The following is a 24,737-nucleotide window of genomic DNA, read 5'->3' on the forward strand; positions in this document are numbered from 1 at the left end:
TATTCGTGTTATATCCCAAATAATTCGAGCGGCATCAAAGCGGCAAGCGAATAAGTCCCCGGGAGCTTACTCAAGTAAGTGACCGGGGTGAGCGAGCGCAGCCAACGCAGACGCAGCTTGAATTTACCACCAGGCTTCCCACATAGCGCCTACGTTGAACGAATCAAGCTGCGTATTATCCTGCCCTGCGACACGCGTGGTGTGGTTGTTCTCCACCTGGCCGCCGGTAACGTAGAAGCGCAGCATTGGGCGGAACTCAGGCCCCATCGCGATAGAAATGTTCTGCGACAGCGTCAGTTTCCAGCCTTTGTTATCACCATCATTCTCGTAATCTACGCGCTGATAACCCGCTTCAAGCCACGTTGAATGGATGTCGTTCCAGAAGTACATCGGGCGAACGATGGCACCGTAGTTGCGGCGGTTATCGAGCGTTTGCTCGTCATTATCGTAATCGTGGAAGGCCAACAGATATTCCACCTGCGCTTGCTGAGTGAACTTATAGTTCCCTTCGAAGCTGGTATACACGGTATGCAGGCCATTGGTTTTGTTATAAACGCTGTTATCCGAGTGGTCAGAATAACGGGCAATAATTTTGTTCAGGCTATTTTCACCGGTGTGGCTTAACACCACCGCGGCTTGCCAGGCTTTGGAACGTTCGTCGCTATCAATGGCTTTGGAGTCAAAACCATAGTTGGCATACAGCTCGAAATCGATTGGGCCGAATTTGATACCATGCAGTTTTGACGTTGCCGCGTAGTTACCTTTATCACCAGTGCCGGAGCCACCAGTACAAGAGATACGTGACGGGTTGCCGCCATCTTCAATCATTTCAGGATTACACTGCTCCACCGAAGCAACGGCCGCCATGTCCAGTTGAGCAAAGCCGAGATCGAGGCTTTTCACCCCGGCACCTTGTCCGTCGTGGTTCATCCAGAAGTAGTCGTTGATGCCTTGTTGTGGGCGCTGATGGAAGTCACGACCCGCCCAGAAATAGGCATTTGGTTGTGCTTCAAAAAGATTTGTGACTCCCGCGTAGGCTTTTTTCAGGTTAACTTCATCACCCCAGTGGTCAATCATCACGCCGATGTCCCAGATGGCTCCGTTATCGGCTTTTATGATTTTGGTGAGCTGGAATTCGCCGCCATTGCCTTCGTTACCTAAACGACCAATTGCGGAGGAGCCGTTATAGGAACCGTCAACGCCAATGTATTTTTGATCGCCTGCCTGGAAATGCGCACCGTAACGCGCATAACCGGTAAATTTAAGCCCCAACGGAACAGCCTTATCTGGCGTAGTGGGAACTTGCGGCGTAACCAGGGTATCGGTTCTATTGAGTCGTGCCGCTTCTATTTTCGCATCACGGTCGGCCAGTGCTTTGTCGACTGCTTTCGCCACTATTTGATCGATCTGTTCTTGAGTCATTGGTTCTTGTGCGAGTACAGAAATTGGGCAAAGCGCGGCGATGACCGCCATTGTTAATGGAAGCTGTTTAATTAATTTCATTATAATCTCAATTTAGTAATTTATTTTTCAGACAATAAATATCCTGCTCTGGATTAATAGAGGTGACTCTATGGCCAAAGCATATTTATATTTTTATACTTTCATCGGATTGGACTTAATTAAAATTATTTACGTAATTATTTCTCCGTGCCAGAGGTTAAATAGTTTTTGTTTTTACGTAATACTTAGCGTTGATAAAGATGAATGATTTCGTTCGAAAGTTCGCGTGCCAGCATGGATGTCATTAAATGGTCTTGCGCGTGCACCATAATTAATGTCATGGGTTGCTTAGCTTCACCGGCATCTTGTTCAATCAATTTAGTTTGCATCTTATGGGCTTCACGGGCGTAACCATCAGCTTCATGTAATAGCAGTTTGGCTTCTTCAATATTTCCCTGTCGCGCAGAATGCAGTGCCTCAAAACACAGGCTGCGTGATTGCCCGGCATTCATAATAATTTCCATGACGGCTTCTTCTAGTTCGATCATCATTTTTCCCAGATTTATTAGACGGCGATTATTAATTGCTGATAGCCGTTTCTGTCAAAGGTGAACGCGCTTCGTTTTCCACGGATGTTTTCTGCAATGAACGCTCATAAGCACGCAGGAATGGCAGATAAATCAAGGTGGAAACGACCATGCAAATCAAGCACATCACCACCGGGCTAAAGGCCCAGTTTGTTGCCCATGAAGCGCCAATCGGAGCGGGTGTCGTCCACGGCGTCAGGGAAACGACTTGCGCCAGCCAACCCAGTTTTGTGGCGGTATAAGCCAGAACGGCGTTGACCATCGGTACGCAAACAAAAGGAATGAATAACAACGGGTTCATGATAATGGGCGCACCGAACAGAATCGGTTCGTTGATATTAAAGAAGCTTGGCACGATGCCCATTTTACCAATGGTGCGTAAGTGCGTGGCTTTACTGCGCAGTAATAAGAACGCCAATGGCAGAGTGGAGCCGACGCCGCCAATCAATAAATAGTGGTCCCAGAAACCTTGCAGGTAAATGTGTGGTAATGCAGCACCAGCGGCAAGCGCAGTCTGGTTTGCAGCAAGGTTTGTCATCCAGAATGGACTCATGATGCCGGTAACAATCAGCGAGCCATGAATACCTGAGAACCAGAAAATCTGGCACAACAACACAGACAACAAAATAGCGGGCAGGGAATCCGATGCGGAAACCAGCGGTTCCAGTAGGTGCATAATCGCTTGCGGCATAATCATGCCCGTTTGCGCTTCGATGAATAAATTCAGCGGGTGCAGCGTGCCAATAATCACGACCACCGGGATCAGAATTTCAAATGAACGCGCAACGCCTGTTGGCACTTCTTTTGGCAGACGAATCGTGACTTTGTGCTCTTTAAGCCAGGCGTAAATACGCGTGGAGTAAATCGACGTAATCAGCGCGGTGAAAATACCCTGGCCTGAAAGGTACTGAGTCGAGATTTTGCCATCAGCGTATGGTGCAGCAACCAGCAAAAACGCCATAAAGGCCAGCAAACCGGACATCACCGGGTCGAGATTAAACTGCCGCCCCAGACTTGCGCCAATCCCGACAGAGATGAAGAACGTCATCACGCCCATACTTAGGTTAAACGGCAACATCAGTTGTTCACGGTAAGTCTGTGAAAAATCCAGCCATGCGCGGGCAAAGCCAAGGGTGGTATCGGCCGAGAAAGGCGGGAATATAAACACCAGCATAAAGGAGCCGATGATCATAAACGGCAGGGCCGCGGTGAACCCATCACGAATGGCGATAACGTACTTTTGTTGCCCCAGACGACCCGCCAGCGGGGTGATAGATTGCTCAATCACCGTCACCATAGATTGATATAGCGAACTCATATGAACACCCTTTTAGTGAGCCGCTTCGATAAGCGACAGAGCATAATCCAACACCTTATCGCCACGTTGCATGCCGTAATCCATCATATCGATGGCTTGAACGGGAATGCCGTGAGAGGCGGTCTTTTCTGAAAGCGTACTTAACATATATTTCACTTGTGGCCCGAGCAGCACCACCTGGTAGCGCGGAAACTGCACGTCAAATTCAGCGACACCGTAAGCCTCTATTTCAACAGGCATTCCCCGCTCTTCCGCTACACTCAGCATCTTTCTGACCAGCAGGCTGGTGGACATTCCGGCAGAACAACACAACATGATCTTGACCATTAACATTCATCCTCAAAATGTAAATAAAGTATTGCGGAAATGATTTGATACTTTATGGAAACCGTTTTCCATCCGCAGCCGACCGATCTGTGATACTCGTCAACATCCAGCGTTTATAGGCTTTACTTATTGGATCGTCATCACAAAATTATCTGGTTGAGGTGCGGTTTGGACATCATGCGGAAAATCGGTTTCCATAGAAAACCGAAACGACTATACTTAAAACTGGTTAGAATGTGAGCCAGGGCTGTATTTAGGATGACAGGCATAAGCCAGAGCCTGATAAAGGAAAATGATGTCTACAATCAATGATGTATCGCGTTTGGCTGGGGTGTCTAAAGCCACAGTATCTCGGGTATTGAGTGGATCTCGTGGGGTGAAAGAAGCAAGCCGTCTGGCTGTGCTTAAAGCGGTGGAAGAGTTGCATTACCGGCCGAATGTTATCGCGCAATCCTTACTTAGCCAGTCAACGGGCTGTATTGGCGTGATTTGTGCGCAGGACAATATTAACCAGACCACGGGTTACCTGTACGCGCTGGAGAAACACCTTAGCCAGCATCAAAAACACCTGTTGCTGCGTTTTGCCAATAGCAAAACCGAGGTGTTGCACGCGCTTGATGAGCTGACCTGCGGCCTGTGCGATGACGTGCTGGTTATCGGTGCCCGTTTCCCGCTCAATATCAGCCATGAGAATGTCATTCTGGTGGATTGTGTGGATGTCGACTCCAGCAACAGCATTCAGTTTGATCACGCATTTGCTGCGGAAACTGCCTGTAATTATCTGATTAAACAGGGGAGAAGGCAGATTGCCGTGATTAACCCTGACTCATGCGGTTCCGTTGACCAAATCCTGCTGGGTTACAAACGTGCGCTGGAAAACAATTTCCTGCCGTTTAACCGTAACCTGATTTTTATGGACTCAACCTCTTCTTCGGTTGCGCTGCAAGTGCTGCTCAATAACAGCACCACGCTGAATTTCAATGCGTTACTGGTGGCCGACGAGCAAGAAGCGCAGCGCATTATTCCGCAGTTGCAGGCGTTTAATAAATCCGTGCCGAAAGACATTATGGTGTTTAGCCTCGCCGGGTCACTGCATTTGCCAGGCATTCCGACTATTCCGGCCATTGAGTATTCCATGGATGCGATGGCGGCAAGAATTGTTGCGTGGCTGACCGAGAAAACCAAAAGTGCACTGGGTTCGAACGTGCTGCGTGGGGATCTGATTATTCCTGACATGGCCGGTAGAAAGTAAACTTTCTACAAAGACCAGAAACTAAAAATCCCGGCATCTAACGATGCCGGGATTTTTGAATATTCTCTTAGACAAACAGTGGATTAATGCGTCGCTTCACCAATCAGAGCGCCACCGCCGGCACCAACTGCGGCACCTTTTAGCACGCTGTTGCCGGTTGCCGCTGCACCAACCCCCCACTGCGGCACCAATTGCACCACCAGTTCGAGCGGCCTTACCTGTTTTTCCGTGTTTAAACATGGCTCCGGTACCACCACCGATAACTGCACCACCTACCGTACTTTTCACGTCTTTGCCTGTTGCTGCACCAATTGCAGCACCGGCTAATGCACCGCCAGATGTTTTATCAATAGCAAATACATTGCCTGAAAACGCGAAGGTTAAAAGTAACAAGCCTGGGATATATTTTTTCAAAAAAAGAGTTCTCCTGGACATAAAGATACGCAATGTTATGTGCCTAACAAATATTCTATTCTGAATAGATAACGATCTGTTTAATATTTAATATCGCGAGCTTCTTCACGGCCATTCTGTTTATTCTGACGTTTGTCCTGGCGGCAATCATGATTGCTTTTATCATCACTTGTAACGCATTCACGCTTCTCGTGGCGAGAGTCCTCACGAGTATCCTGGCGAGTGTCGCGCGCTTCGCGTCGTTGCTGGCCTTGTTGAGTGGCATTGGCATTGCTGATAGAAAAAGTCGACAGCAGAATTACACCAGCCAGAACACCCAATAGTATCGATGATTTATTATTCATGAGGTAAATCCTAGGGGGTAAAAAATGTGCGAAATGAATATCTCAATTCAAACGGTCATAAGATTTATAGTATAGTTCTGCCAGTTACGTCTAAATGTAAGCAAATAAATTAAATTATATTTTTATTTGCACTTCCTTTAATTTCATCTCATATATATATGAAAATTAATGAGTTAGCGTTTTTGATTATTAGAGCTTTATTTCTTTTCTTTGCTGCAAATTCTTTCATCTTTCATTATTTTTTGAATGATCACGCAAAGAAAAAGCCCCCGCATGGCGGAGGCTTCAACTGAAATACTGGCGGGACTGTCTACCCGTTTTTATGCTTCTGGCATCGCAGAAGAGTGGTGGGTAGAGATTTTCCACTCTTTACCATCCCACGCGTAAGTGAAGGTATAACGTGCTGAGACTTTGGATTTATCAGCGAAGGTGAAGGTGTAAGTCCCGGCATCTACCGCTTTATTACAACCCAGTCGCACAGTACGGCTGTCAATTTTGCCAAACGGCTTCTTCTCTAAGAAGTGCTCGAAATAATCAACTCGCTCGGCATCAGTCAGGCGGACTTTATTGGAAACAGTCGGCAGCAATACGGCATCGCTCAGATAATTATTTGCTACTTTTTTAGCATCGCCGGTTTGCAGGGAATCGTTCCATTTATCAAACAACCCTTCGATCTGCGCTTTGTCCACTTTGACGCAGTCAGGCGCTGTGGTAGCCATTGCAGAGCCTGAAACAAGAAGCAGTGAACCGACAATACCGAGTACCTTTTTCATTATTATCCCTTTGTTTATGCTGTGTTTTTCTTGTTAACCAAACTACCAATAACAATGTGGGTATACAATATGATTTATGTATAGTTACATTTCATTACTATAACCTACGTAAATCATTCAAAGGGTGGCAAAAACAAGCGTTCCGATGGCTTGAAACCGCAATGAATCAACTTTTAACTGAATAGTGTTCCTGGAAAAAACACATAAAAAAACTGACCTGTTACAGTCAGTTTTTTTAGATTCGATGACTTCGAGATTAGTTATCTCATGGTAACGAATTCTTCAGATCCGGTTGGGTGAATTGCCACGGTGTTATCAAAGTCTTTCTTGGTTGCGCCCATTTTCAGTGCCACCGCAAAGCCTTGCAGCATTTCATCCATGCCATAACCAATGCCGTGAATACCGACAATCTTCTCATCCGGGCCGGCGCACACCAGTTTCATGCGGCATGGCTGGCGGTGCGAAGTCACTGCGGTGTACATCGCAGTGAAAGATGATTTATACACTTTCACGTTATCGTCGCCGTACTGCTCACGCGCTTGTGGCTCGGTTAAACCGACCGTGCCGATTGGCGGGTGGCTGAATACCACGGTTGGCACGTTGCTGTAATCCAGATGTTCGTCAGGCTTGTTGTTAAACAGGCGTTCAGACAGGCGACGACCCGCTGCAACTGCGACAGGTGTCAGTTCTACAGCACCGGTGTTATCGCCCACGGCATAAATGCCCGGCACGCTGGTGTTCTGGAATTTATCGACTTCAATGTAGCCTTTGGCATTGGTTTTCACACCGGTTGCCGCCAGGTTGAAGTTGTCGGTTTCTGGCTGCCGGCCAATCGCCCAAATCAGGCAATCCACCGTTTCAGAGCGGCCATCTTCCAGTTGCAGCGTCAGACTGCCATCGGCATTTTTAACCACCGCTTTCGGCACCGCTTGCGTGTGCAGCGTTGGGCCTTCGGTGTTAATCACTTCCAACAGGGTTTCCACAATCAGTGGGTCGAAAGTACGCAGCGGCGCATGCTGGCGCACGAACAGATGGGTTTCTGAACCCAGCGCGTTAACCACGCCTGCGATTTCAACCGCGATGTAACCTGCACCCACAACCGCTATGCGTTTTGGCAAAGCAGGCAGTGCGAAGAAGCCATCAGAATCAATACCATATTCAGCGCCTGGAATTGACGGGCGGCTTGGGCGGCCACCGGTGGCAATCAGGATGTGGTCTGCGGTGATGGTTTCGCCATTCACTTCAACCGTGTGCGCATCGACAAACTTGGCAAAGCCACGAATGACGTCAACGTTGTTTTTACCCAGCACATTGTCATAAGAGGTGTGGATACGGTCGATATACGCGGTACGGCTGGCAATCAGTTTGTCCCAGTCGAACTTATTCACTGTGGTGTCAAAACCGTAATCCGGGCCGTAGTTGTGGATAGCTTCTGCGATTTGCGCGGCATGCCACATCACTTTTTTCGGTACGCAACCCACGTTAACGCAGGTGCCGCCTAACTCTTTCGCTTCAATCAGCGCGCACTTCTTCCCATACATCGCAGCACGGTTAATGGAGGCAATACCGCCGCTGCCGCCGCCAATGGCGAGGTAGTCATAATGTTTGGTCATAATGTTTCCCTAATGAGTCGAAAAAATATGCGCGATTGTAGCGCGCCGAGAAATTTTAGAGCAAAGGTTCCACCGATGTCTCTGATAGCTATTACTCAGGCACAACCCAGTTCAGCGTAGTCGAACCGTTGCCTGATGGAACCAGTGTTTTATGCAGCCACGGCAGTACATTAGCCATTTGCTGTTCCAGCTTCCACGGTGGGTTGATAACAATCATGCCAGAAGCAGTCATACCACGGCGGTCACTGTCCGGAAGTACCGCCAGCTCAATTTGTAAAATACGGCGAATGCCGGTTTCTTCCAGCTCGCGCAGCATACGTTTGATCTGCTGGCGCATAACTACCGGATACCAAAGCGCATACGTGCCTGTTGCAAAACGTTTGTAGCCATCGTTGATACCAGTAACTACAGCCTGGTAGTCGGTTTTAATTTCATACGGCGGGTCGATAAGAATCAGACCTCGACGGGAAACCGGCGGCAGTTTTGATTTCAGTTGGGTATAACCGTCAGCGCGTTCAACGCGTGCGCGGTTGTCTTTCTGGAATTCAGAGCGCAGCAGTGGGAAATCAGACGGGTGCAATTCGGTCAGTTGCAGGCTGTCTTGCTCGCGCAGAAGGTGGCGTGCAATCAGCGGAGAGCCTGGGTAGTAACGCAGCTGGCCGCTATGGTTATAAGCTTTAACCGCATTGATATACGGCTCAAGTTCCGCTGGCAAATCATCGTGTTGCCAGATGCGGCCGATCCCTTCGAGATATTCACCCGTGCGCTCAGCATGTTCGCTGCTCAGTTTGTATCGGCCAGCGCCTGCATGAGTATCCAGATACAGAAAAGGCTTATCCTTCTCTTTTAAGGATTCAATAATCAGACTTTGAACGGTGTGTTTCAGTACGTCGGCGTGGTTGCCGGCGTGAAAGCTGTGGCGATAACTGAGCATGGCTTGAAGGGTTTCCAAAGACAAAAGAAGAACAACTATTCTGCACAGTATACAGCCTTATGCTTCGTGCCTGGCATTGAAATTAACTACACTAAGCCTCATCTTAATAAGATTGCTTTTGTAGCGCGCGAGCCGCGCTCCACTTCTCAGATATCAGGAACCGCGCTTATGACCAATCCATTGTTAACGCCTTTCGACCTGCCGCCGTTTTCCTCTCTCAAACCTGAACATATCGTCCCTGCCGTGCAGCAAGCGCTGGATGATTGCCGTGCGAAAGTCGAAAGCGTGGTAGCACAGGGTGCGCCTTATAACTGGGATAATCTTTGCCAGCCGCTGGCTGAAGTGGACGACCGCCTGGGGCGTATTTTCTCCCCGGTCAGCCACCTGAATTCGGTACAAAACAGCGCAGAACTGCGTGAAGCCTATGAGCAAACGCTGCCGCTGCTGTCTGAATACAGCACTTGGGTTGGGCAGAACGAAGGGCTCTATCAGGCGTATCGCGACCTGCGCGATGGCGCGTTTTATGCCGATCTCAGCGTTGCTGAGAAGAAGGCCGTCGATAACGCGCTGCGTGATTTCGAGCTCTCTGGCATTGGCTTGCCGGAAGAAAAACAGAAGCGTTACGGCGAAATCGCTGCACGCTTGTCTGAACTGGGATCGACCTACAGCAACAACGTGCTGGATGCGACCCAGGGCTGGACGAAACTGATTACAGACGAAGCACAGCTTTCTGGTATGCCGGAAAGCGCATTGGCAGCAGCACGTGCTCAGGCGGAAACTAAAGAGCAAGATGGCTGGTTGCTGACACTGGATATTCCAAGCTATTTGCCAGTGCTTACTTACTGCGACAACCGCGAGCTGCGTGAAGAGATGTATCGCGCTTATGCCACTCGCGCCTCCGATCAAGGTCCGAATGCAGGCAAGTGGGATAACACCCCGGTGATGGAAGAAATTCTGGCACTGCGCCACGAACTGGCTGAGCTGCTGGGTTTTGGCAACTATGCGGAAAAATCTCTCGCCACTAAAATGGCAGAAAACCCGCAGCAGGTTCTGGAGTTCTTAACCGATCTGGCGAAACGTGCGCGTCCACAGGGCGAAGCGGAACTGGCGCAACTGCGTGCATTCACCCAAAAAGAATTTAACGTCACCGAGCTGGAACCGTGGGATATCACCTATTACAGCGAAAAACAGAAACAGCATCTGTACAGCATCAGCGACGAGCAACTGCGCCCGTACTTCCCGGAAGACCGCGCGGTAAACGGCCTGTTTGAAGTGGTAAAACGCATTTACGGTATCACCGCGAAAGAGCGTAAAGATATCGACGTCTGGCATTCGGATGTGCGTTTCTTCGAGCTGTATGACGAGAAAGGCGAGTTGCGCGGCAGCTTCTATCTCGACCTCTATGCGCGTGAAAACAAACGCGGTGGAGCGTGGATGGACGACTGCGTAGGCCAGATGCGTAAAGCTGACGGTTCGCTGCAAAAACCTGTCGCTTACCTGACTTGTAACTTTAACCGCCCTGTAAATGGCAAACCTGCACTGTTTACTCATGACGAAGTGATCACGCTGTTCCATGAGTTCGGCCACGGCTTGCACCACATGCTGACTAAAGTCGAAACGGCGGGTGTTTCTGGCATTAACGGTGTGCCGTGGGATGCGGTCGAACTGCCAAGCCAGTTTATGGAAAACTGGTGCTGGGAGCCGGATGCACTGGCGTTTATCTCCGGCCATTTCGAAACCGGCGAACCGTTGCCAAAAGAATTGCTGGATAAAATGCTGGCGGCGAAAAACTACCAGGCAGCGCTGTTTATTCTGCGTCAACTGGAGTTCGGCCTGTTCGACTTCCGTTTACATGCTGAATTCAACCCAGAGCAGGGCGCGAAAGTGCTGGAAACTCTATATGAAATCAAGAAGCTGGTTGCGGTTGTGCCATCACCAAAATGGGGCCGTTTCCCACACGCCTTCAGCCACATCTTTGCAGGTGGTTATGCAGCGGGTTACTACAGCTACCTGTGGGCCGATGTGTTGGCAGCCGATGCGTTCTCGCGTTTTGAAGAAGAGGGTATTTTCAACCGCGAAACCGGCCAGTCATTCCTTGATAACATCCTGACCCGTGGCGGTTCAGAAGAGCCAATGGAACTGTTCAAACGCTTCCGTGGCCGTGAGCCTCAGCTCGATGCGATGCTGGCTCATTACGGTATCAAGGGCTAAGTCATTCTGTGAAAATCTGTTTACTAACTGAATCAGGCGCCGACTCCGGCGCCTTATCACTTTTGAGCGAACGCTGGGGCCTTGAGCACGACGAAGACTCGCTGATGGCGCTGGTGTTAACGCCTGACCATCTGGAATTGCGTAAGCGCGACGAGCCAAAACTCGGTGGCATTTTTGTCGATTTTGTTTCGGGTGCGATGGCGCATCGCCGCAAGTTTGGCGGCGGGCGTGGCGAAGCGGTAGCAAAAGCGGTTGGCATCAAAAGCGGCTATTTGCCGAGTGTCGTCGATGCCACGGCCGGGCTTGGGCGTGATGCGTTTGTGCTGGCGTCTGTGGGCTGCCGGGTGCGAATGTTAGAGCGTAACCCAGTGGTTGCGGCTTTGCTCGGCGACGGCTTGCGCCGTGGTTACCAGGATGCAGAAATCGGCGGCTGGTTGCAGGAACGCTTGCAGTTGATTCACGCGTCCAGCCTGACGGCGTTAAGCGATATTACACCGCGCCCGGAAGTGGTTTATCTCGACCCGATGTTCCCGCATAAGCAGAAAAGCGCGCTGGTGAAGAAGGAAATGCGTGTCTTTCAGTCGCTGGTGGGGCCGGACGAAGATGCAGATGGTTTGCTGTTGCCTGCGCAAAAACTGGCGACAAAGCGTGTGGTTGTGAAACGCCCGGACTACGCGCCACCGCTCGGTGGTGTGGAAACGCATAACGCTGTGGTCACCAAAGGCCACCGTTTTGATATTTATTCGGGTACAGCAGTTTAAAGCATCAAAAAAAGCCCCGCATCGCGGGGCTTCAAAGCATTTATACCTAACGCACCTACAGCGTGAAAAACGAAGGGTAAATTAATCTTCGTCTTCGTCACGCAATGGAACAATCAACATATCAACGTGAACGGTGTTGATAAGCTGGCGTGCGGAAGACATCAGTTTGCTCCAGAAATCCTGGTGATGACCGCAAACAACCAAATCCATGTCGTATTTCTTAATGGCATCTACCAGAACCTGGCCCAGATCGCCGCTACCGCTCAGAGTTTCAGTAATCGGATAACCTGCACCAGTAGACAGTTCGCTTAACGCGTGGTGGGTTTCTTCAGAAATACGCTTCTGCATATCACCCAGATTTACATCAATCAATCCGGTGTAGAGATCGGAGTAATTTACATCAACATGAATCAGGGAAACCTTCGCGTTGTATGGGCGAGCCATAGAAACTGCTTTTTCCACCAGTACTTTGCTCTCCGGGGAGAGGTCTACCGCGATTAAAATGTGTTTGTAAGCCATAATTTTACTCCTTCCATAAGTTGTCGATGACCAGCCTGGTCGGATAGCACAATGTGCTGCTGTGGTGCTACCCGCGTGTAAAGACCTAAATTGTAGATGATATTTCTACCCTATAGCGAATGATAGAAATCGTCAATGTGCCACCGTTGTATACATTGAAGACCCAAATAGCCGTTATCGTTTTGATAAAGATTAATGATGTGGCAAAAAAATTAGCGGATCTCCTACACTATTAAATAAGCCGTTCCGGAATATACCCGTCGTCTTTCAAGTTGCATGTGCGTTGGCTGCGTTCAATCGCCCGAATCACTTACTAGTGTAAGCTCATCGGGACTCATTATCTTGCCGCCTGCCTGCAACTCGAAATCCATTGGGTATAGTAATGCGATCCGGATCGGTTTTTTGGGCTCGCTAAACGGTCTTTCTGGTTTTCGGGGTGAGCGGTTGCCCTGGAGTGATGTTCTGGGGCTTCACCGGGAGGGGAATTATGATGATCAGCACCGTTGCGCTTTTTTGGGCGCTTTGTGTAGTTTGTGTTGTGAATATGGCGCGCTATTACTCATCTTTGCGTGCGCTGCTGGTGGTATTACGCGGGTGTGATCCGCTGTTGTATCAATACGTCGATGGAGGCGGTTTTTTTACCTCTCATGGCCAGCCCAGCAAACAGATCCGCTTAGTGGGCTATATCTATGCTCAACGCTATCTTGACCATCACGACGATGAGTTTATCCGCCGCTGTGAACGTCTGCGCCGCCAGTTTATTTTGACCAGTGCTTTGTGTGGATTAGTCGTAATAAGTTTGATTGGTTTAATGCTTTGGCACTAGTGATTTAAGCAGCGTATAAAAAAAGCGGGCCAGTAAACTGACCCGCTTTTTGCTTTTTGGTGACTACACCACTCTTAAATAAAGTGCAGTGAAATCCAGTAAAGAGAACCAGAAAGCAGAATCGACACCGGCAAAGTAAACACCCAGGCCATCAGGATGTTGGTTACCGTTTTACGCTGCAAACCGCCACCATCAACAACCATCGTCCCCGCTACGGAAGAAGAAAGCACGTGAGTGGTAGAAACCGGCATACCGGTGTAGCTCGCAATACCAATGGAGACGGCGGCTGTCATCTGCGCGGACATACCCTGCGCATACGTCATGCCTTTCTTACCAATCTTCTCACCGATAGTTGTCGCCACACGACGCCAGCCAATCATAGTACCGAGGCCGAGTGCCAGAGCAACCGCCATGATAATCCAGATTGGTGCGTACTCGATGGTATACAGCAAGTCAGTTTTCAGCTCTTTCAGGAAGCGCTTATCGTCCGGTTTGGTTTCCGGCAGAGCAGCAACTTTCTCTGAAGTATCTGAAATGCAAAGCAGCAGACGGCGCATATGGCTACGCTGCTCAATGCTCAGCTTGTCGTAGCTGTCGATATTACCCAGCAGCTCTTTTGCACGCTGTACCGCAATCATGGCGCGGCTGGCATCGCAATGGAACTCAGCAGGTTTATCCTGGCCCTTCACTTCTTCAGGGGTCGGGATAGCTGGATTGAGATCAACAACATGCTTAATCACATCGCCATGCTGCGCGTAGTACTGCTCAAGGTGGGTGATGGCATCACGGGTACGAGCAATATCGTATCCAGAAGCATTCATGTTCACCACAAAGCCAGCAGGCGCTACACCAATCAGCACCAGCATGATCAAGCCGATACCTTTCTGACCGTCGTTTGCACCATGAGAGAAGCTCACGCCAATAGCGGAGATAATCAGAGCGATACGAGTCCAGAATGGAGGCTTTTTCTTGCCGTCTTGTTTTTCACGTTCGGCAGGCGTCAGGTGGATACGGCGGCGCTTTTTGGTGCCGCTCCAGTAGCGACGTAGCAAAAAGATTAACCCGCCCGCAATCACCAGACCCACGATTGGGGAAAGGATTAACGACATGAAGATCCCAATGACTTTCGGGATATTCAGCGCATCAACAACCGAGGTTCCGGTCATCAGTGCGTTCGTCAAACCAATACCAATGATGGCACCGATAAGCGTATGGGAGCTGGATGCCGGCAGACCAAAATACCAGGTGCCGAGGTTCCAGATGATAGCGGCCAGCAACATAGAGAACACCATGGCTAAGCCATGAGCGGACCCTACGTTCAACAGCAGATCGGTTGGCAACATATGCACAATCGCATACGCAACACTCAATCCACCGAGCAGAACGCCGAGGAAGTTAAATAATGCCGCCATTGCCACCGCGAGGTGCGATCGCATTGCACGTGTATAGATAACAGTTGCCACTGCGTTAGCAGTGTCATGAAAGCCATTGATCGCTTCGTAGAAGAGAACAAACGCCAGAGCAAGTAATAGCAAAAGCCCGGTATGAAGATCCAGGCCGTTAAACAGAAATTCCATAGACGTTACGCCATTTTGAGGACATGAACGCGGCGCATTATGTAAGACAACTCTGTAATGCGCCAACAGAAATATGGACTTTTCTTGATGTTTGTCCTTCCTGGGTCAAACAATGAAAAGATTTACATATTTATTTTCAATCACCTGCAATTGTTAAGACGCATTTAGCTGGTGCGACCAGGCTGCTATCTTTACAATTCCTTGCATTAAGCATAGTCGGGAGTAGGTCGTGGAAAAGTTTGATGCCGTAATTATTGGTGCGGGAGCCGCAGGAATGTTCTGTGCAGCGATGGCTGGGCAGGCGGGAAGCAAAGTGCTACTCATCGATAACGGTAAAAAACCGGGCCGTAAAATCCTGATGTCAGGTGGTGGGCGCTGCAACTTTACTAATCTTTATATCGAACCTGCAGCGTATCTCAGCCAAAACCCTCATTTTTGCAAATCTGCTCTTGCGCGTTATACGCAGTGGGATTTTATCGACATGGTCGGTAAGCACGGTATCGCGTGGCATGAGAAAACCCTGGGTCAACTTTTCTGCGACGACTCAGCACAACAAATTGTCGACATGCTGGTTGCAGAATGTGACAAAGGGCAAGTCACTATCCGCCTGCGCAGCGAAGTGCTGGGCATAGAACGTGACGAAAACGGCTATACCATCCAATTAAATGGCGACAGCGTGCAAGCGGCAAAATTGGTCATCGCAACGGGTGGACTGTCCATGCCGGGCCTTGGGGCAACTCCTTTTGGTTATAAAGTTGCCGAGCAGTTTGGGCTGAAAGTTCTCCCGACTCGCGCAGGCCTGGTGCCGTTTACTTTGCATAAACCTCTACTCGAACAGCTCCAGGTGCTTTCTGGCGTATCCGTTCCTTCAGTGATTACTGCGGAAAATGGTGTCAGTTTCCGTGAAAGTTTGCTGTTTACCCATCGCGGTTTGTCCGGGCCTGCGGTATTGCAGCTTTCTAGTTATTGGCAGCCTGGTGAGTTTGTGAGCGTTAACTTACTTCCTGATACCGATCTGGACGTATTGCTGAACGAACAGCGCACCAGCCACCCAAATCAAAGCCTGAAAAACACTCTGGCGATGGTGTTACCAAAACGCCTGGTAGAGTGCCTGCAACAACTTGGGCAAATTCCCGATGTCACGCTTAAGCAGCTTAACGTGCGTCAACAAAGTGAGCTGGTTGAAACCCTGCAAGCCTGGCAAGTGCAGCCTAACGGCACCGAAGGTTACCGTACCGCAGAAGTGACGCTGGGTGGGGTGGATACTAAAGAACTCAGTTCACGCACCATGGAAGCACGCAATGTACCGGGCCTTTATTTCATCGGTGAAGTGATGGACGTAAGTGGTTGGTTAGGCGGGTATAATTTCCAGTGGGCCTGGAGCTCAGCCTGGGCGTGCGCGCAGGATTTAGTGAGTCCATAACTTTTCATAACACCACAGCGAAGCAAAACAGTTTCGAGGAATATCAGTGAGCACATATACGGCAGCGATATCGTCTAAGCGGGCATTCTACTACGCGCCGTTCCGCAATTTGTTTTTTGCTCGTCTGCTGACGGTACTGGGCAATGGCATCGCACCCATTGCTCTGGCGTTTGCCGTGCTCGACATGGGGGGATCGGCTGCTGATTTGGGCATTGTTATTGCTGCTCGCTCGATTTTTAACGTCGCTTTCTTATTGATTGGCGGTGTACTTGCCGATCGCTATTCCCGCAGTCGTGTTCTGCTGTACTCATCGGTTATCGCTGCAATCTCACAGGGGGTTGTTGCTGGCCTCGTTCTGGATGGCTCGGCAACCATCATGCTGTTGGTGATACTTGGCGCTATAAATGGTGCAGCCGCGGGGGCCTCGTTACCCGCTTCGCAAGCTATGGTCCCACAAACTGTTCCGGCGCATTCCTTACGGGAAGCGAATGCTTTTATCCAGTTAGGTATTTATGGCGGAACGGTCATTGGTGCATCACTGGGTGGTGTTCTCATAAGCGTAATGGGGCCGGGCTGGGGATTGGCCATTGATGCTTTAGGATTTGCAGCATCAGCACCACTGTATTTATTGATTCGAACTAATTCGGCACAACCTCAAAGCGCGCAATCCAATATCTTGCAGGATTTAAAGGACGGTTGGGTGGAGTTTATTTCTCGCTCATGGGTCTGGGCAATTGTGGTGCAATTTACCATCGTGAACGCAGCTTTTAGCGGGGTGATGATGGTGCTGGGCCCGGTAGTCGCAGATGCAACATTTGGCCGAACAGGTTGGGGCATGGCGATCGCCGCCCAAAGTATGGGCTTGATTGTCGGCTCTGTTATTGCGCTTCGTTGGCGGCCACGTCGGGATTTGTTAATTGGCACAATTTTGACGGCATTTTGCGCAGGGCCAATTGTGATCCTGGCTTTGATTCCGTCGACCTCAGTTTTGATGGCTGCATTTTTTATAGCTGGTGTTGGTTTTGGGTTGTTCGGTGTGGCCTGGGCGCAATCGCTACAAACTCATATCCCGCCTGAAAAACTTGCACGTGTTTATGCCTATGATGCATTGGGTTCATTTGTGGCGATTCCGATTGGCGAAATTGCCGCAGGCCCTCTTGCGATGCACTACGGCAACACTAATGTTTTACTGTCTTGTGCAGCTGCGGTTCTGGTTGCGACCTTCGCAGCCAGTTTCACGCCAGCGATCAGAAAGCTCGATAATACTGCGCAAGTTAGACAACACAGCTAGTTGTTATTCGGCTACTGTTTCTACAGGGATGTAGTATTCACAATCCAGAGCATTATCAGGCCTGGCGTAGCCGTTATAAGTAAAAACCTCAATGTCAGGGGCTGGTCTACGTTTTAACCTGTGTTTAGGGAAAATGTTGAGATAAATATGTTTTGAATACTTAGAGTATTCTTCTTTATTGCACCTGAATGAAAATCTGGCATATATCCCCGAAGGGTAGGGGTGATCACCCGGCTTTTTGTTTACCTCTTTATTATGTACGCCAATAACCGAACTTATTTTTATCCGCATTGAATGTTTTTTATGTGCGTTATATTCTGATATATGCCAAATATTTTTCTTCTGGTTATTTAAATGATTGATGATGCTATTCCAGCGTACATCTAAAATGTTCTCGTTGATCGGGATAGTGATTTCTTGATGAGACATCTGCCCAGAGATATATCCTTCTGGCAAGGTGCATATCTGAAAACTGCCTACGTCAATGCGGCTAAAGTTGAATTCTGCCAATAATGGCGAGAAGTCCCAACAGCAACTTCTGCGGTACTGAAGTGGGGTCAACCCTGCGGCTTTTTTAAATTCCCGGCAAAAGGATTGCTGAGAGTCGTAGCCAAATTTTGCAGATATATCAATTACATTCATATTGGTTAGACGCAGGAATATAGATGCCCGAGTCACCCTGCGCTTACGAATGTAGAGACCGATAGGTATTCTTACATGATGTTTAAAAATAGTCTGGATGTGCCGGCGGCTGTAACCCGTAAATCTGGATATATCATCAATGTTAATATTCACATCGATATTATTTTCGATGTAATTTAATACTTCCTGTACGATATTCTTTTTAAGCATGTGGCAATACATCCTTGAGCGCGAAAGTCCCTTATTAGATATACATATTGGATTTATTTAGTCAATCAACCCCGTTATTATTGCACTGTGGGTCAATTGATGTAATTAATTAATAAGTTGATGGTTAACCCAATTTACAGCCTGTATTCGATTATTTACCGATATTTTCTTAAAAATATTATAAAGATGAGTTCGTACTGTGTTTTCACTGATAAAGAAGGATTGAGCGATGCGAGCATTAGACTCACCTTTACATAACTCGTGCAGAATTTCGTATTCCCGTATGGTCAAATTGCCGGAGTTTTTATCACCATATGTTTGTTCCGGTGAGGTTTGAAGGCAAGCGTTGGCATTATCCTCATGCTTATTTTGCATCATATTTTTTATGGCTTTAACCAGACTGCCAGGTGTTGTGTCATTGGGTAATACGGTATCGAAGCGATGCCAAATCGATTTTTCATAAACAGACAATGCCCTCGAGCAGTTAAGCAGGCATATCCGCATGCTGGATTGGCTTTCCGCAAGCAACTTTGGCCAGACTTTGTTGGATTTACTGCTGGCTGCATCTGTATCGTAAATAAAGATAGATTTCTCAGAAGCATAAAACATCATTGGTTTCTTTACATTCAGGACCACAACCGGGATCTTAATTTCCTGATTCAAGCGCTCCAGAAGAAGATGATTTTGCACTGAGGGTCGGGTTACTAAGAACAATTTTTGCTCTGCTGAGTAGTTAAGCATGGGTCTTCCCTCTATAGAGTTATTTTCTCCAGGACAGTAAATTTACTGTCATCCATTAATTGGGCTAACGATAAGATGTTAGACCTAATGAGATTTAGCTTATTGTGCATAATAATAAATCGGTTTTACCGAATTATTAAGCGGAAGTTATTTGTCTCTAATGTAAGCTCGTTGATATTTAATGGTTTAATTTATTCAATGATCTTTCATAAATTAAAATACATTCTATTAAATAATGTATTTTAATATTAATGTATTAGTGGCAAGCACTAAGCATTATGCAAATACGTTAATCTCCGTAGTTACTTATATGTTTGCTTATTTATAATAATTCTGAGGTAAATACCTCTTGATAGATACAGATTTACTGTATTCCTAACAAAAGGAAATATTATGAATAAGGTATCAATTATTGCTTTATTGACGTGTGTTAGTTTTTCTCCTGTTGCAATGGCAGATTATGAAGCAGAGAAAAATTGGTTCGGCACTGTTAAGTTTAATGGATTTGTATCAGGTAGTTCATGTGATATTACAAATGGTAATAAAACAGTTCAACTTCCATCGGTCCCTACTTCAAGTGTTATCGAAAAATATGCCTATGGTATTGTGCCATTTACCATAAATATTACTGGATGTAATACCAAAATTCTCAATCCCAAACTTCGTTGGGGGCCTAATATTTTAATGAACACAACAAAAGATGGTTACCTTAAAAATCATAGTAAAGATGGAGCGAAAAATGTTGGACTTGCTATTCTGAATAATGAAAGTCAAATAATTAATCTTCATTCACTCGAATCATACAACCCTGATGAATCCAGCCCTGAAGGTACACTCTCCTATACATTCCAGGTTGGATATATAAAAACGGGAAAAACTAAAAATGATGAAGTAACGCCGGGCCCAGTTTTAGCACAAGCAAATTATCATTTGGTTTATAACTAATATAAAAATACCATAGCCATCTTTGGCTATGGTATCGCTTACATGGAGATTATAATGAGGTTTCTTATTTTTTATATTTTTATGATGACGGTACCCTTATCCTATGCAGACAATATTATTGTCAATGGTACACGATTTATTTTTCCGGCTAGCGAAGCAGAAATCATTATCCAAATGACCAACACAGGCAGTGCGCCATCGCTGGCTCAAATCTGGTTAGATGAAGGTGATCCTGATGTACCACCAGAAAAAATCTCTACGCCCTTTATAATATCTCCACCTATTGCTCGCGTAGATGCGAAAAATGGTCAATCGATAAGAATTAAAAAACAGGAATTGCAAACAATCTCCATAAATGACAGAGAGTCACTGTGGTGGCTAAATATTCTGGATGTCCCTGCTATCGATAAAAATGAGTATAAAAAAGATGCTGGCATGCTAAATATGGCGATCCGTTCCCGCTTTAAATTTATATGGCGACCTGAAGGGCTGGGTAATAGAGCAGATGCTGAAAATAAATTAGAGTTACTCGCGTCAAAAAATAAAATAACGGTTCTTAACCCTTCACCTTTCTTTATTACGATTGTCGATATTAAAACTGCTTTAGGTTCCGGTCTTTTAGAAGAAAGTGAGATGGTGGCACCCAAGAGCCAAATGGAATTTAAAGTAAAAGACAATGTTTCTCACGGGCAAAATTTAGTTGTTCAAAGTATTAATGACTACGGTGGAGTGGTTGAAACAAAAGTCATTACTCATGGATAGTAAGGATATAACAAGATGGATCTCTATAAGAAAACAGTCATCACTCCATTTTTAGTATTGGCAAATATTTCATTTCTGCCAATGAGTGCTAATGCAGATGATGATATTCGTTATACGTTTAATAATGCTATTTTGATGGGAAATGCTAAGAGCAACGATCTTAGTGCTTTCGATATAAAATCATTGCCACCAGGGCGTTATAGTGTTGATGTTTATGTCAATGAACATTGGCGTGGTCGCCACGAGGTTGTTTTTAATAAAACCAAAGATGGTGACTTAGCAACCTGTCATTCCGCTTACTTTCTCGAGTCTGTCGGAGTTAACACTCTACGGATGAATAAATCTCTGGCGGAGGAAAAAAATTACTGTGGCACGATTAATAAATGGGATGTTTACGGTAATGCGGTAGAAACCTTTAATGCCGGATTGTTGGAATTACGGATGAGTGTTCCACAAGCATATCTGGATAATACCGATAGCAACTATGTGCAGCCTGAGCAGTGGCAGAAGGGTATTCCGGCAATTAATCTCGGTTATATGGCTGATTACTACTCGATGCAGCAACGTGGCGATAGTCGCTCCAGTTCGGATAGTGCATGGCTTGGGCTTGATGTAAGAGCTTCTGCATCGGGTTGGCTGCTTGAACATTTTGGTAGCCTCGACTGGAACAACGACAGTGGAAAGCATTATTCCAGCAACCGGACTACCTTAAAAAAGCCATTGATTGGCTGGAAGTCCATGCTCAGTGCCGGACAATTTTATACTGATAGCCAGTTGTTTGATGGTTTAAGCATTTTGGGCGCATCGCTTGAATCACAGGATCAAATGCACCCGGATAACACCTTGAGTTGGGCGCCCAATATCAGAGGGATGGCGGAAACGAATGCACGTGTCACCGTGACACAGGATGGAAGAGTTATTCATCAAACATCCGTACCGGCAGGACCTTTCTCAATCGAGTCAATTTTACCGGCAAATACGGGCGGAGATCTGCTGGTCACTATTCAGGAATCTGACGGACGTATTCGGCGTTTCTCTGTTCCTTATTCATCAGTACCACAATTATTAAAACCGGGCGTGAGTCGCTATAACATTTCGCTTGGGAAAGTTGATGAGCAAGATAGCAATGAATCTCCCTTTGCTGCACAGGCTACGTGGCAGTACGGCCTAAACAATTATGTGTCGCTCTATTCTGGTGCTACAGGATTTGACCATTACCAGTCGGCGTTAGCGGGCGCTGGGTTGAATACCTTTTTTGGCGCTTTCGCTCTCGACATAACGCAGTCACGCTTTAATTTCGATAATCAGGAAAACCATGGGCAAGGATACCGCCTGACCTACAACCGAACCCTACCATTGTCGCAAACCTCATTCTGGCTGGAGGGAAAATTCAATGCGAAAAACTTCTTTGGGCAGCGTGATGCTTTTGAACAGCAAGACAGTGGTTCGGAATACGCAGTATTACGCGAAAAACAGTCCTGGTCATTAAGCCTGAGCCAGCCTTTTCAGGATGGATGGGGATCATTAAATATCTCTGGTTCGATCAATAAATACTGGGAACAACAGGATAGTTATCGACAATATTCTGTCGGCTATAGCAATAACTGGGGCAATTTAAACTGGACGCTTTCAGTACAGCGTTTATGGAATGAAGATGAATATGGTGGCGTAACGAAAGATGATCAGGTTGCGCTGAACTTTAGTTATTCACTCCCGCGTTCAGACTCCGGGTATACACAAATATATTCAGACAGCTACAGCAGTAATGGTAAAGCCAGCAATACGCGTATGGGCTTCTCAACCTCAGTTGATGAAGAAAATAATATGATGCTAGGCCTTAATGCAGCCTATGGCCGCGGCGGAGATATGGACTGGGGAATGAATGGAACTTACCGTTCACCTTACAGCACTCTGAGCACGACATTAAGCCAGGGTAATGACTGGCATCAGGCTAGTGCGGGGATGAGTGGTTCAATGATTACTCACCGTAAAGGGGTGACCTTCTCCCCAGAAAGAAGCGATACGGTAGCACTGGTTTATGCCGCAGATGCAAAAGGTGCGCGTTTAGATGGAGCGCCAGGAACCCGTTTTGACTCAAATGGTTATGCAGTTATGCCGTGGTTGCGCGCCTGGCGTGTTAACGATGTGGTGATTAACCCAAAAGGCGCGGATGACACCGTCACTTTCCAGCAAACACAAAGAAAAGTTGTGCCCTTTGAAGGCAGTGTTGTTCACGTTGCTTTTGACACAAAGATAAATAAACAGACCATTATTCATCCCAAACTGCGCAACCAACAGACTTTACCTTTTGGCGCGGTTATCAAAGACCAGGAAAATAACCATATTGGTTATGTCGGTCAGGGTGGGCTTCTCTATATTGACCAAACCCAATCACCTACTGTGAGTGTTTCGTCAGAAAATGGAGTCTGCACAATTGATATTAAAAGCCAGGAGGCGATATGTCGTTAGTTCGTGCAGGGTTACCACTACTGATACTTCTGGCGGTAAGTTTTAATTCCCAGGCTACATGTATTGTTAAATCACAAAAAATAACTTTATCGCCGGAAACGGTAACCAACAGAAATAATCATGCTTTAGGCTCAGTGCTAAAAAAGAGTTCATTTGCTGTGCAGCTCCCACCGTCTCCTGAGTGTGAGGAGCTTATTAAATTTAGTGCTGATGTTCCAGGTGGAGCGTCGAAGATGAAAACTCCCGGAGTTTTTCAAACCAATGCAAAAGGCGTTGGTATGAGAATGACTTTGGTCACTTCAAGTGGGCGCGAAATAGCCTGGCCTTCAAAATTTTCTGCAAGCATATCTGAATTATCTGGAGCCAGAATCAATATTGAGTTGATTAAGGCTGATGATGGAATATCGGCCAGAGGAGGCTCAGAAGGTATGCGTTTTGAAATAAATAACCTACTGCAGAGTTCACCGCTGATAGATATTTATATTCCGGCTGGCTTTGTCACCATTCTGAATCGCTCATGCAAAATTTATGGTGATCAAACACGCAATATTACGCTGCCAGGCGTCGTTCTGGACCGGTTCAAATCCCCTGGTTCGGTGGCAGGTAAAACCCCTTTTGATATTCATTTATCTTGTGCAACCGATGATAAAACGCCCTCTGCTGTTTTCTTGAAATGGAATGGGCAATTCGGCAAAAACTCGGGTTCTGACGGAGTGTTAAGCAATTCAGTGGCAGGACGTTCTTCTGCTAAGGGGATTGGAGTGCAAGTGCTCGGTGACGATCATCAGCCGCTTAATTTTCATGAAATGAAAAAAGTGGAATTGAGAAGCTCCAAATCCGACAAATATTCCGTTCGATTTTATTCGCAGTATTACCAGATAGATGAACAGGTACAACCGGGGAAAATCCACGCCAGCCTGTATTTCAATATTGATTACCAATAAATAAGTGAGACGAAATATGCATGCAACTCTTGTTAAGACCAGAGACCAGATATGGGTATCACACAATAATCAATTTGGTCATCAATATCTCACGGCATATGCTGTGTTTGAGCGAGATATTTCCGGGCAAATGACCATAGAACTGGTTATTAATACACAGCGAGGATCTCAGCGAACCCGGCAGAAAATGTTTGTTTCCTATCAGGCTGGCTGCCCATACCCCCTGACGCAACTTTTCTTTACCCTGCAATCCGGTGAATTTGCCCAGTTACATATTGCTGTCAGAAGCCCGGAAGGGCATGTAGTTGAGTATCACTGGACACCTGAACTTGTTCACCAGGTTCAATGCCCGAGTAAACAAGACTAGATAACTCCTGCGCGCGGAAGATATCCGGCGCAGGAAGATAAACA

Annotated in this window: 23 protein-coding genes and 1 pseudogene; 11 read left to right on the top strand and 13 right to left on the bottom strand. The window is 47.1% G+C overall.

Annotated elements, in window-relative coordinates; translation table 11 throughout:
* Positions 1-123: 123 nt before the first annotated feature.
* From AC0IXI_RS00660 to AC0IXI_RS00675, 4 genes are all read right to left on the bottom strand, one after another.
* Complete coding sequence (locus AC0IXI_RS00660) at positions 124-1,503, bottom strand: carbohydrate porin (protein ID WP_064514713.1); 1,380 nt, start codon at positions 1,501-1,503, stop codon at positions 124-126.
* Between the two features lie 185 nt (positions 1,504-1,688).
* Complete coding sequence (locus tag AC0IXI_RS00665) at positions 1,689-1,991, bottom strand: PTS lactose/cellobiose transporter subunit IIA (RefSeq protein ID WP_151993846.1); 303 nt, start codon at positions 1,989-1,991, stop codon at positions 1,689-1,691.
* A 31-nt stretch (positions 1,992-2,022) separates the two neighbouring features.
* Entirely contained in the window at positions 2,023-3,348 is a 1,326-nt protein-coding gene (locus AC0IXI_RS00670; protein WP_064514709.1) for a PTS sugar transporter subunit IIC, read from the bottom strand.
* 12 nt (positions 3,349-3,360) lie between these two features.
* The gene (locus AC0IXI_RS00675; RefSeq protein ID WP_064514706.1) at positions 3,361-3,675 is read right to left on the bottom strand and encodes a PTS sugar transporter subunit IIB; all 315 of its coding nucleotides are present in this window, start codon (positions 3,673-3,675) and stop codon (positions 3,361-3,363) included.
* Positions 3,676-3,970: 295 nt separating this feature from the next.
* Between AC0IXI_RS00675 and AC0IXI_RS00680 the strand changes: the two genes are divergently transcribed.
* The gene (locus AC0IXI_RS00680; RefSeq protein WP_134185908.1) at positions 3,971-4,927 is read left to right on the top strand and encodes a LacI family DNA-binding transcriptional regulator; all 957 of its coding nucleotides are present in this window, start codon (positions 3,971-3,973) and stop codon (positions 4,925-4,927) included.
* Positions 4,928-5,010: 83 nt separating this feature from the next.
* On the opposite strand, the pseudogene AC0IXI_RS00685 reads toward AC0IXI_RS00680, so the two are convergent.
* The 5 genes and pseudogenes from AC0IXI_RS00685 to AC0IXI_RS00705 all read right to left on the bottom strand — a co-directional run bounded on the left by AC0IXI_RS00685 (position 5,011) and on the right by AC0IXI_RS00705 (position 9,005).
* Positions 5,011-5,341, bottom strand: a pseudogene (locus AC0IXI_RS00685) (glycine zipper family protein).
* Positions 5,342-5,421: 80 nt separating this feature from the next.
* On the bottom strand, positions 5,422-5,685 hold the full coding sequence (locus AC0IXI_RS00690; RefSeq protein WP_424221527.1) for a hypothetical protein: 264 nt from the start codon (positions 5,683-5,685) through the stop codon (positions 5,422-5,424).
* A gap of 320 nt (positions 5,686-6,005) precedes the next feature.
* Entirely contained in the window at positions 6,006-6,458 is a 453-nt protein-coding gene (locus tag AC0IXI_RS00695) for an SgcJ/EcaC family oxidoreductase (RefSeq protein ID WP_034460571.1), read from the bottom strand.
* Positions 6,459-6,718: 260 nt separating this feature from the next.
* The gene (gorA, locus tag AC0IXI_RS00700; protein WP_064514698.1) at positions 6,719-8,071 is read right to left on the bottom strand and encodes a glutathione-disulfide reductase; all 1,353 of its coding nucleotides are present in this window, start codon (positions 8,069-8,071) and stop codon (positions 6,719-6,721) included.
* Positions 8,072-8,162: 91 nt separating this feature from the next.
* On the bottom strand, positions 8,163-9,005 hold the full coding sequence (locus tag AC0IXI_RS00705) for a 23S rRNA (adenine(2030)-N(6))-methyltransferase RlmJ (RefSeq protein ID WP_422569424.1): 843 nt from the start codon (positions 9,003-9,005) through the stop codon (positions 8,163-8,165).
* A 168-nt stretch (positions 9,006-9,173) separates the two neighbouring features.
* Between AC0IXI_RS00705 and prlC the strand changes: the two genes are divergently transcribed.
* Both prlC and rsmJ read left to right on the top strand, forming a co-directional pair.
* Positions 9,174-11,216: an oligopeptidase A gene (gene prlC / locus AC0IXI_RS00710; RefSeq protein ID WP_134185876.1), complete on the top strand. Its 2,043-nt coding sequence runs from the start codon at positions 9,174-9,176 to the stop codon at positions 11,214-11,216.
* Between the two features lie 8 nt (positions 11,217-11,224).
* A complete protein-coding gene (gene rsmJ / locus AC0IXI_RS00715; protein WP_471681799.1) occupies positions 11,225-11,977 on the top strand; it encodes a 16S rRNA (guanine(1516)-N(2))-methyltransferase RsmJ in 753 nt (250 codons plus the stop codon).
* Between the two features lie 81 nt (positions 11,978-12,058).
* Here the strand turns inward: rsmJ and uspA are convergent, their stop codons facing one another.
* Positions 12,059-12,496, bottom strand: coding sequence for a universal stress protein UspA (uspA, locus tag AC0IXI_RS00720; protein ID WP_034460563.1), 438 nt, complete (start codon positions 12,494-12,496; stop codon positions 12,059-12,061).
* Positions 12,497-12,986: 490 nt separating this feature from the next.
* Between uspA and uspB the strand changes: the two genes are divergently transcribed.
* The gene (gene uspB, locus AC0IXI_RS00725; RefSeq protein ID WP_064514691.1) at positions 12,987-13,322 is read left to right on the top strand and encodes a universal stress protein UspB; all 336 of its coding nucleotides are present in this window, start codon (positions 12,987-12,989) and stop codon (positions 13,320-13,322) included.
* A gap of 74 nt (positions 13,323-13,396) precedes the next feature.
* Here the strand turns inward: uspB and pitA are convergent, their stop codons facing one another.
* Positions 13,397-14,899: an inorganic phosphate transporter PitA gene (gene pitA, locus AC0IXI_RS00730; protein ID WP_064514688.1), complete on the bottom strand. Its 1,503-nt coding sequence runs from the start codon at positions 14,897-14,899 to the stop codon at positions 13,397-13,399.
* Between the two features lie 229 nt (positions 14,900-15,128).
* Here pitA and AC0IXI_RS00735 point away from each other — a divergent pair, with 229 nt between their 5' ends.
* On the top strand, positions 15,129-16,322 hold the full coding sequence (locus tag AC0IXI_RS00735; protein ID WP_471681800.1) for a BaiN/RdsA family NAD(P)/FAD-dependent oxidoreductase: 1,194 nt from the start codon (positions 15,129-15,131) through the stop codon (positions 16,320-16,322).
* A gap of 46 nt (positions 16,323-16,368) precedes the next feature.
* A complete protein-coding gene (locus AC0IXI_RS00740) occupies positions 16,369-17,613 on the top strand; it encodes an MFS transporter (protein WP_471681801.1) in 1,245 nt (414 codons plus the stop codon).
* A 3-nt stretch (positions 17,614-17,616) separates the two neighbouring features.
* Here the strand turns inward: AC0IXI_RS00740 and AC0IXI_RS00745 are convergent, their stop codons facing one another.
* Positions 17,617-18,465 carry a helix-turn-helix domain-containing protein gene (locus AC0IXI_RS00745; protein WP_471681802.1) on the bottom strand — a complete coding sequence of 283 codons (849 nt, stop codon included), beginning with the start codon at positions 18,463-18,465 and terminating at the stop codon, positions 17,617-17,619.
* A gap of 105 nt (positions 18,466-18,570) precedes the next feature.
* A complete protein-coding gene (locus AC0IXI_RS00750) occupies positions 18,571-19,206 on the bottom strand; it encodes a LuxR C-terminal-related transcriptional regulator (RefSeq protein ID WP_471681803.1) in 636 nt (211 codons plus the stop codon).
* Between the two features lie 393 nt (positions 19,207-19,599).
* On the opposite strand from AC0IXI_RS00750, the gene AC0IXI_RS00755 reads away from it, so the two are divergent.
* From AC0IXI_RS00755 to AC0IXI_RS00775, 5 genes are all read left to right on the top strand, one after another.
* Positions 19,600-20,151, top strand: coding sequence for a fimbrial protein (locus AC0IXI_RS00755; protein ID WP_413499640.1), 552 nt, complete (start codon positions 19,600-19,602; stop codon positions 20,149-20,151).
* 54 nt (positions 20,152-20,205) lie between these two features.
* Entirely contained in the window at positions 20,206-20,913 is a 708-nt protein-coding gene (locus AC0IXI_RS00760) for a fimbrial biogenesis chaperone (RefSeq protein ID WP_471681804.1), read from the top strand.
* 15 nt (positions 20,914-20,928) lie between these two features.
* Positions 20,929-23,382 carry a fimbria/pilus outer membrane usher protein gene (locus tag AC0IXI_RS00765; RefSeq protein ID WP_471681805.1) on the top strand — a complete coding sequence of 818 codons (2,454 nt, stop codon included), beginning with the start codon at positions 20,929-20,931 and terminating at the stop codon, positions 23,380-23,382.
* Complete coding sequence (locus AC0IXI_RS00770; RefSeq protein ID WP_471681806.1) at positions 23,373-24,326, top strand: fimbrial protein; 954 nt, start codon at positions 23,373-23,375, stop codon at positions 24,324-24,326. Before AC0IXI_RS00765 ends, AC0IXI_RS00770 begins: the two co-directional genes overlap by 10 nt.
* Positions 24,327-24,429: 103 nt before the next feature.
* Complete coding sequence (locus tag AC0IXI_RS00775; RefSeq protein WP_471681807.1) at positions 24,430-24,693, top strand: hypothetical protein; 264 nt, start codon at positions 24,430-24,432, stop codon at positions 24,691-24,693.
* Positions 24,694-24,737 lie beyond the last annotated feature (44 nt).

This window comes from Buttiauxella sp. AC038 (genome assembly GCF_979253565.1).

Coding starts and splice junctions, on each gene's coding strand:
- AC0IXI_RS00660 (WP_064514713.1), bottom strand. CDS start 1,503: ATGAAATTAATTAAACAGCTTCCATTAACAATGGCGGTCATCGCCGCG.
- AC0IXI_RS00665 (WP_151993846.1), bottom strand. CDS start 1,991: ATGATCGAACTAGAAGAAGCCGTCATGGAAATTATTATGAATGCCGGG.
- AC0IXI_RS00670 (WP_064514709.1), bottom strand. CDS start 3,348: ATGAGTTCGCTATATCAATCTATGGTGACGGTGATTGAGCAATCTATC.
- AC0IXI_RS00675 (WP_064514706.1), bottom strand. CDS start 3,675: ATGGTCAAGATCATGTTGTGTTGTTCTGCCGGAATGTCCACCAGCCTG.
- AC0IXI_RS00680 (WP_134185908.1), top strand. CDS start 3,971: ATGTCTACAATCAATGATGTATCGCGTTTGGCTGGGGTGTCTAAAGCC.
- AC0IXI_RS00690 (WP_424221527.1), bottom strand. CDS start 5,685: ATGAATAATAAATCATCGATACTATTGGGTGTTCTGGCTGGTGTAATT.
- AC0IXI_RS00695 (WP_034460571.1), bottom strand. CDS start 6,458: ATGAAAAAGGTACTCGGTATTGTCGGTTCACTGCTTCTTGTTTCAGGC.
- gorA (WP_064514698.1), bottom strand. CDS start 8,071: ATGACCAAACATTATGACTACCTCGCCATTGGCGGCGGCAGCGGCGGT.
- AC0IXI_RS00705 (WP_422569424.1), bottom strand. CDS start 9,005: ATGCTCAGTTATCGCCACAGCTTTCACGCCGGCAACCACGCCGACGTA.
- prlC (WP_134185876.1), top strand. CDS start 9,174: ATGACCAATCCATTGTTAACGCCTTTCGACCTGCCGCCGTTTTCCTCT.
- uspA (WP_034460563.1), bottom strand. CDS start 12,496: ATGGCTTACAAACACATTTTAATCGCGGTAGACCTCTCCCCGGAGAGC.
- uspB (WP_064514691.1), top strand. CDS start 12,987: ATGATCAGCACCGTTGCGCTTTTTTGGGCGCTTTGTGTAGTTTGTGTT.
- pitA (WP_064514688.1), bottom strand. CDS start 14,899: ATGGAATTTCTGTTTAACGGCCTGGATCTTCATACCGGGCTTTTGCTA.
- AC0IXI_RS00745 (WP_471681802.1), bottom strand. CDS start 18,465: ATGCTTAAAAAGAATATCGTACAGGAAGTATTAAATTACATCGAAAAT.
- AC0IXI_RS00750 (WP_471681803.1), bottom strand. CDS start 19,206: ATGCTTAACTACTCAGCAGAGCAAAAATTGTTCTTAGTAACCCGACCC.
- AC0IXI_RS00755 (WP_413499640.1), top strand. CDS start 19,600: ATGAATAAGGTATCAATTATTGCTTTATTGACGTGTGTTAGTTTTTCT.
- AC0IXI_RS00760 (WP_471681804.1), top strand. CDS start 20,206: ATGAGGTTTCTTATTTTTTATATTTTTATGATGACGGTACCCTTATCC.
- AC0IXI_RS00765 (WP_471681805.1), top strand. CDS start 20,929: ATGGATCTCTATAAGAAAACAGTCATCACTCCATTTTTAGTATTGGCA.
- AC0IXI_RS00770 (WP_471681806.1), top strand. CDS start 23,373: ATGTCGTTAGTTCGTGCAGGGTTACCACTACTGATACTTCTGGCGGTA.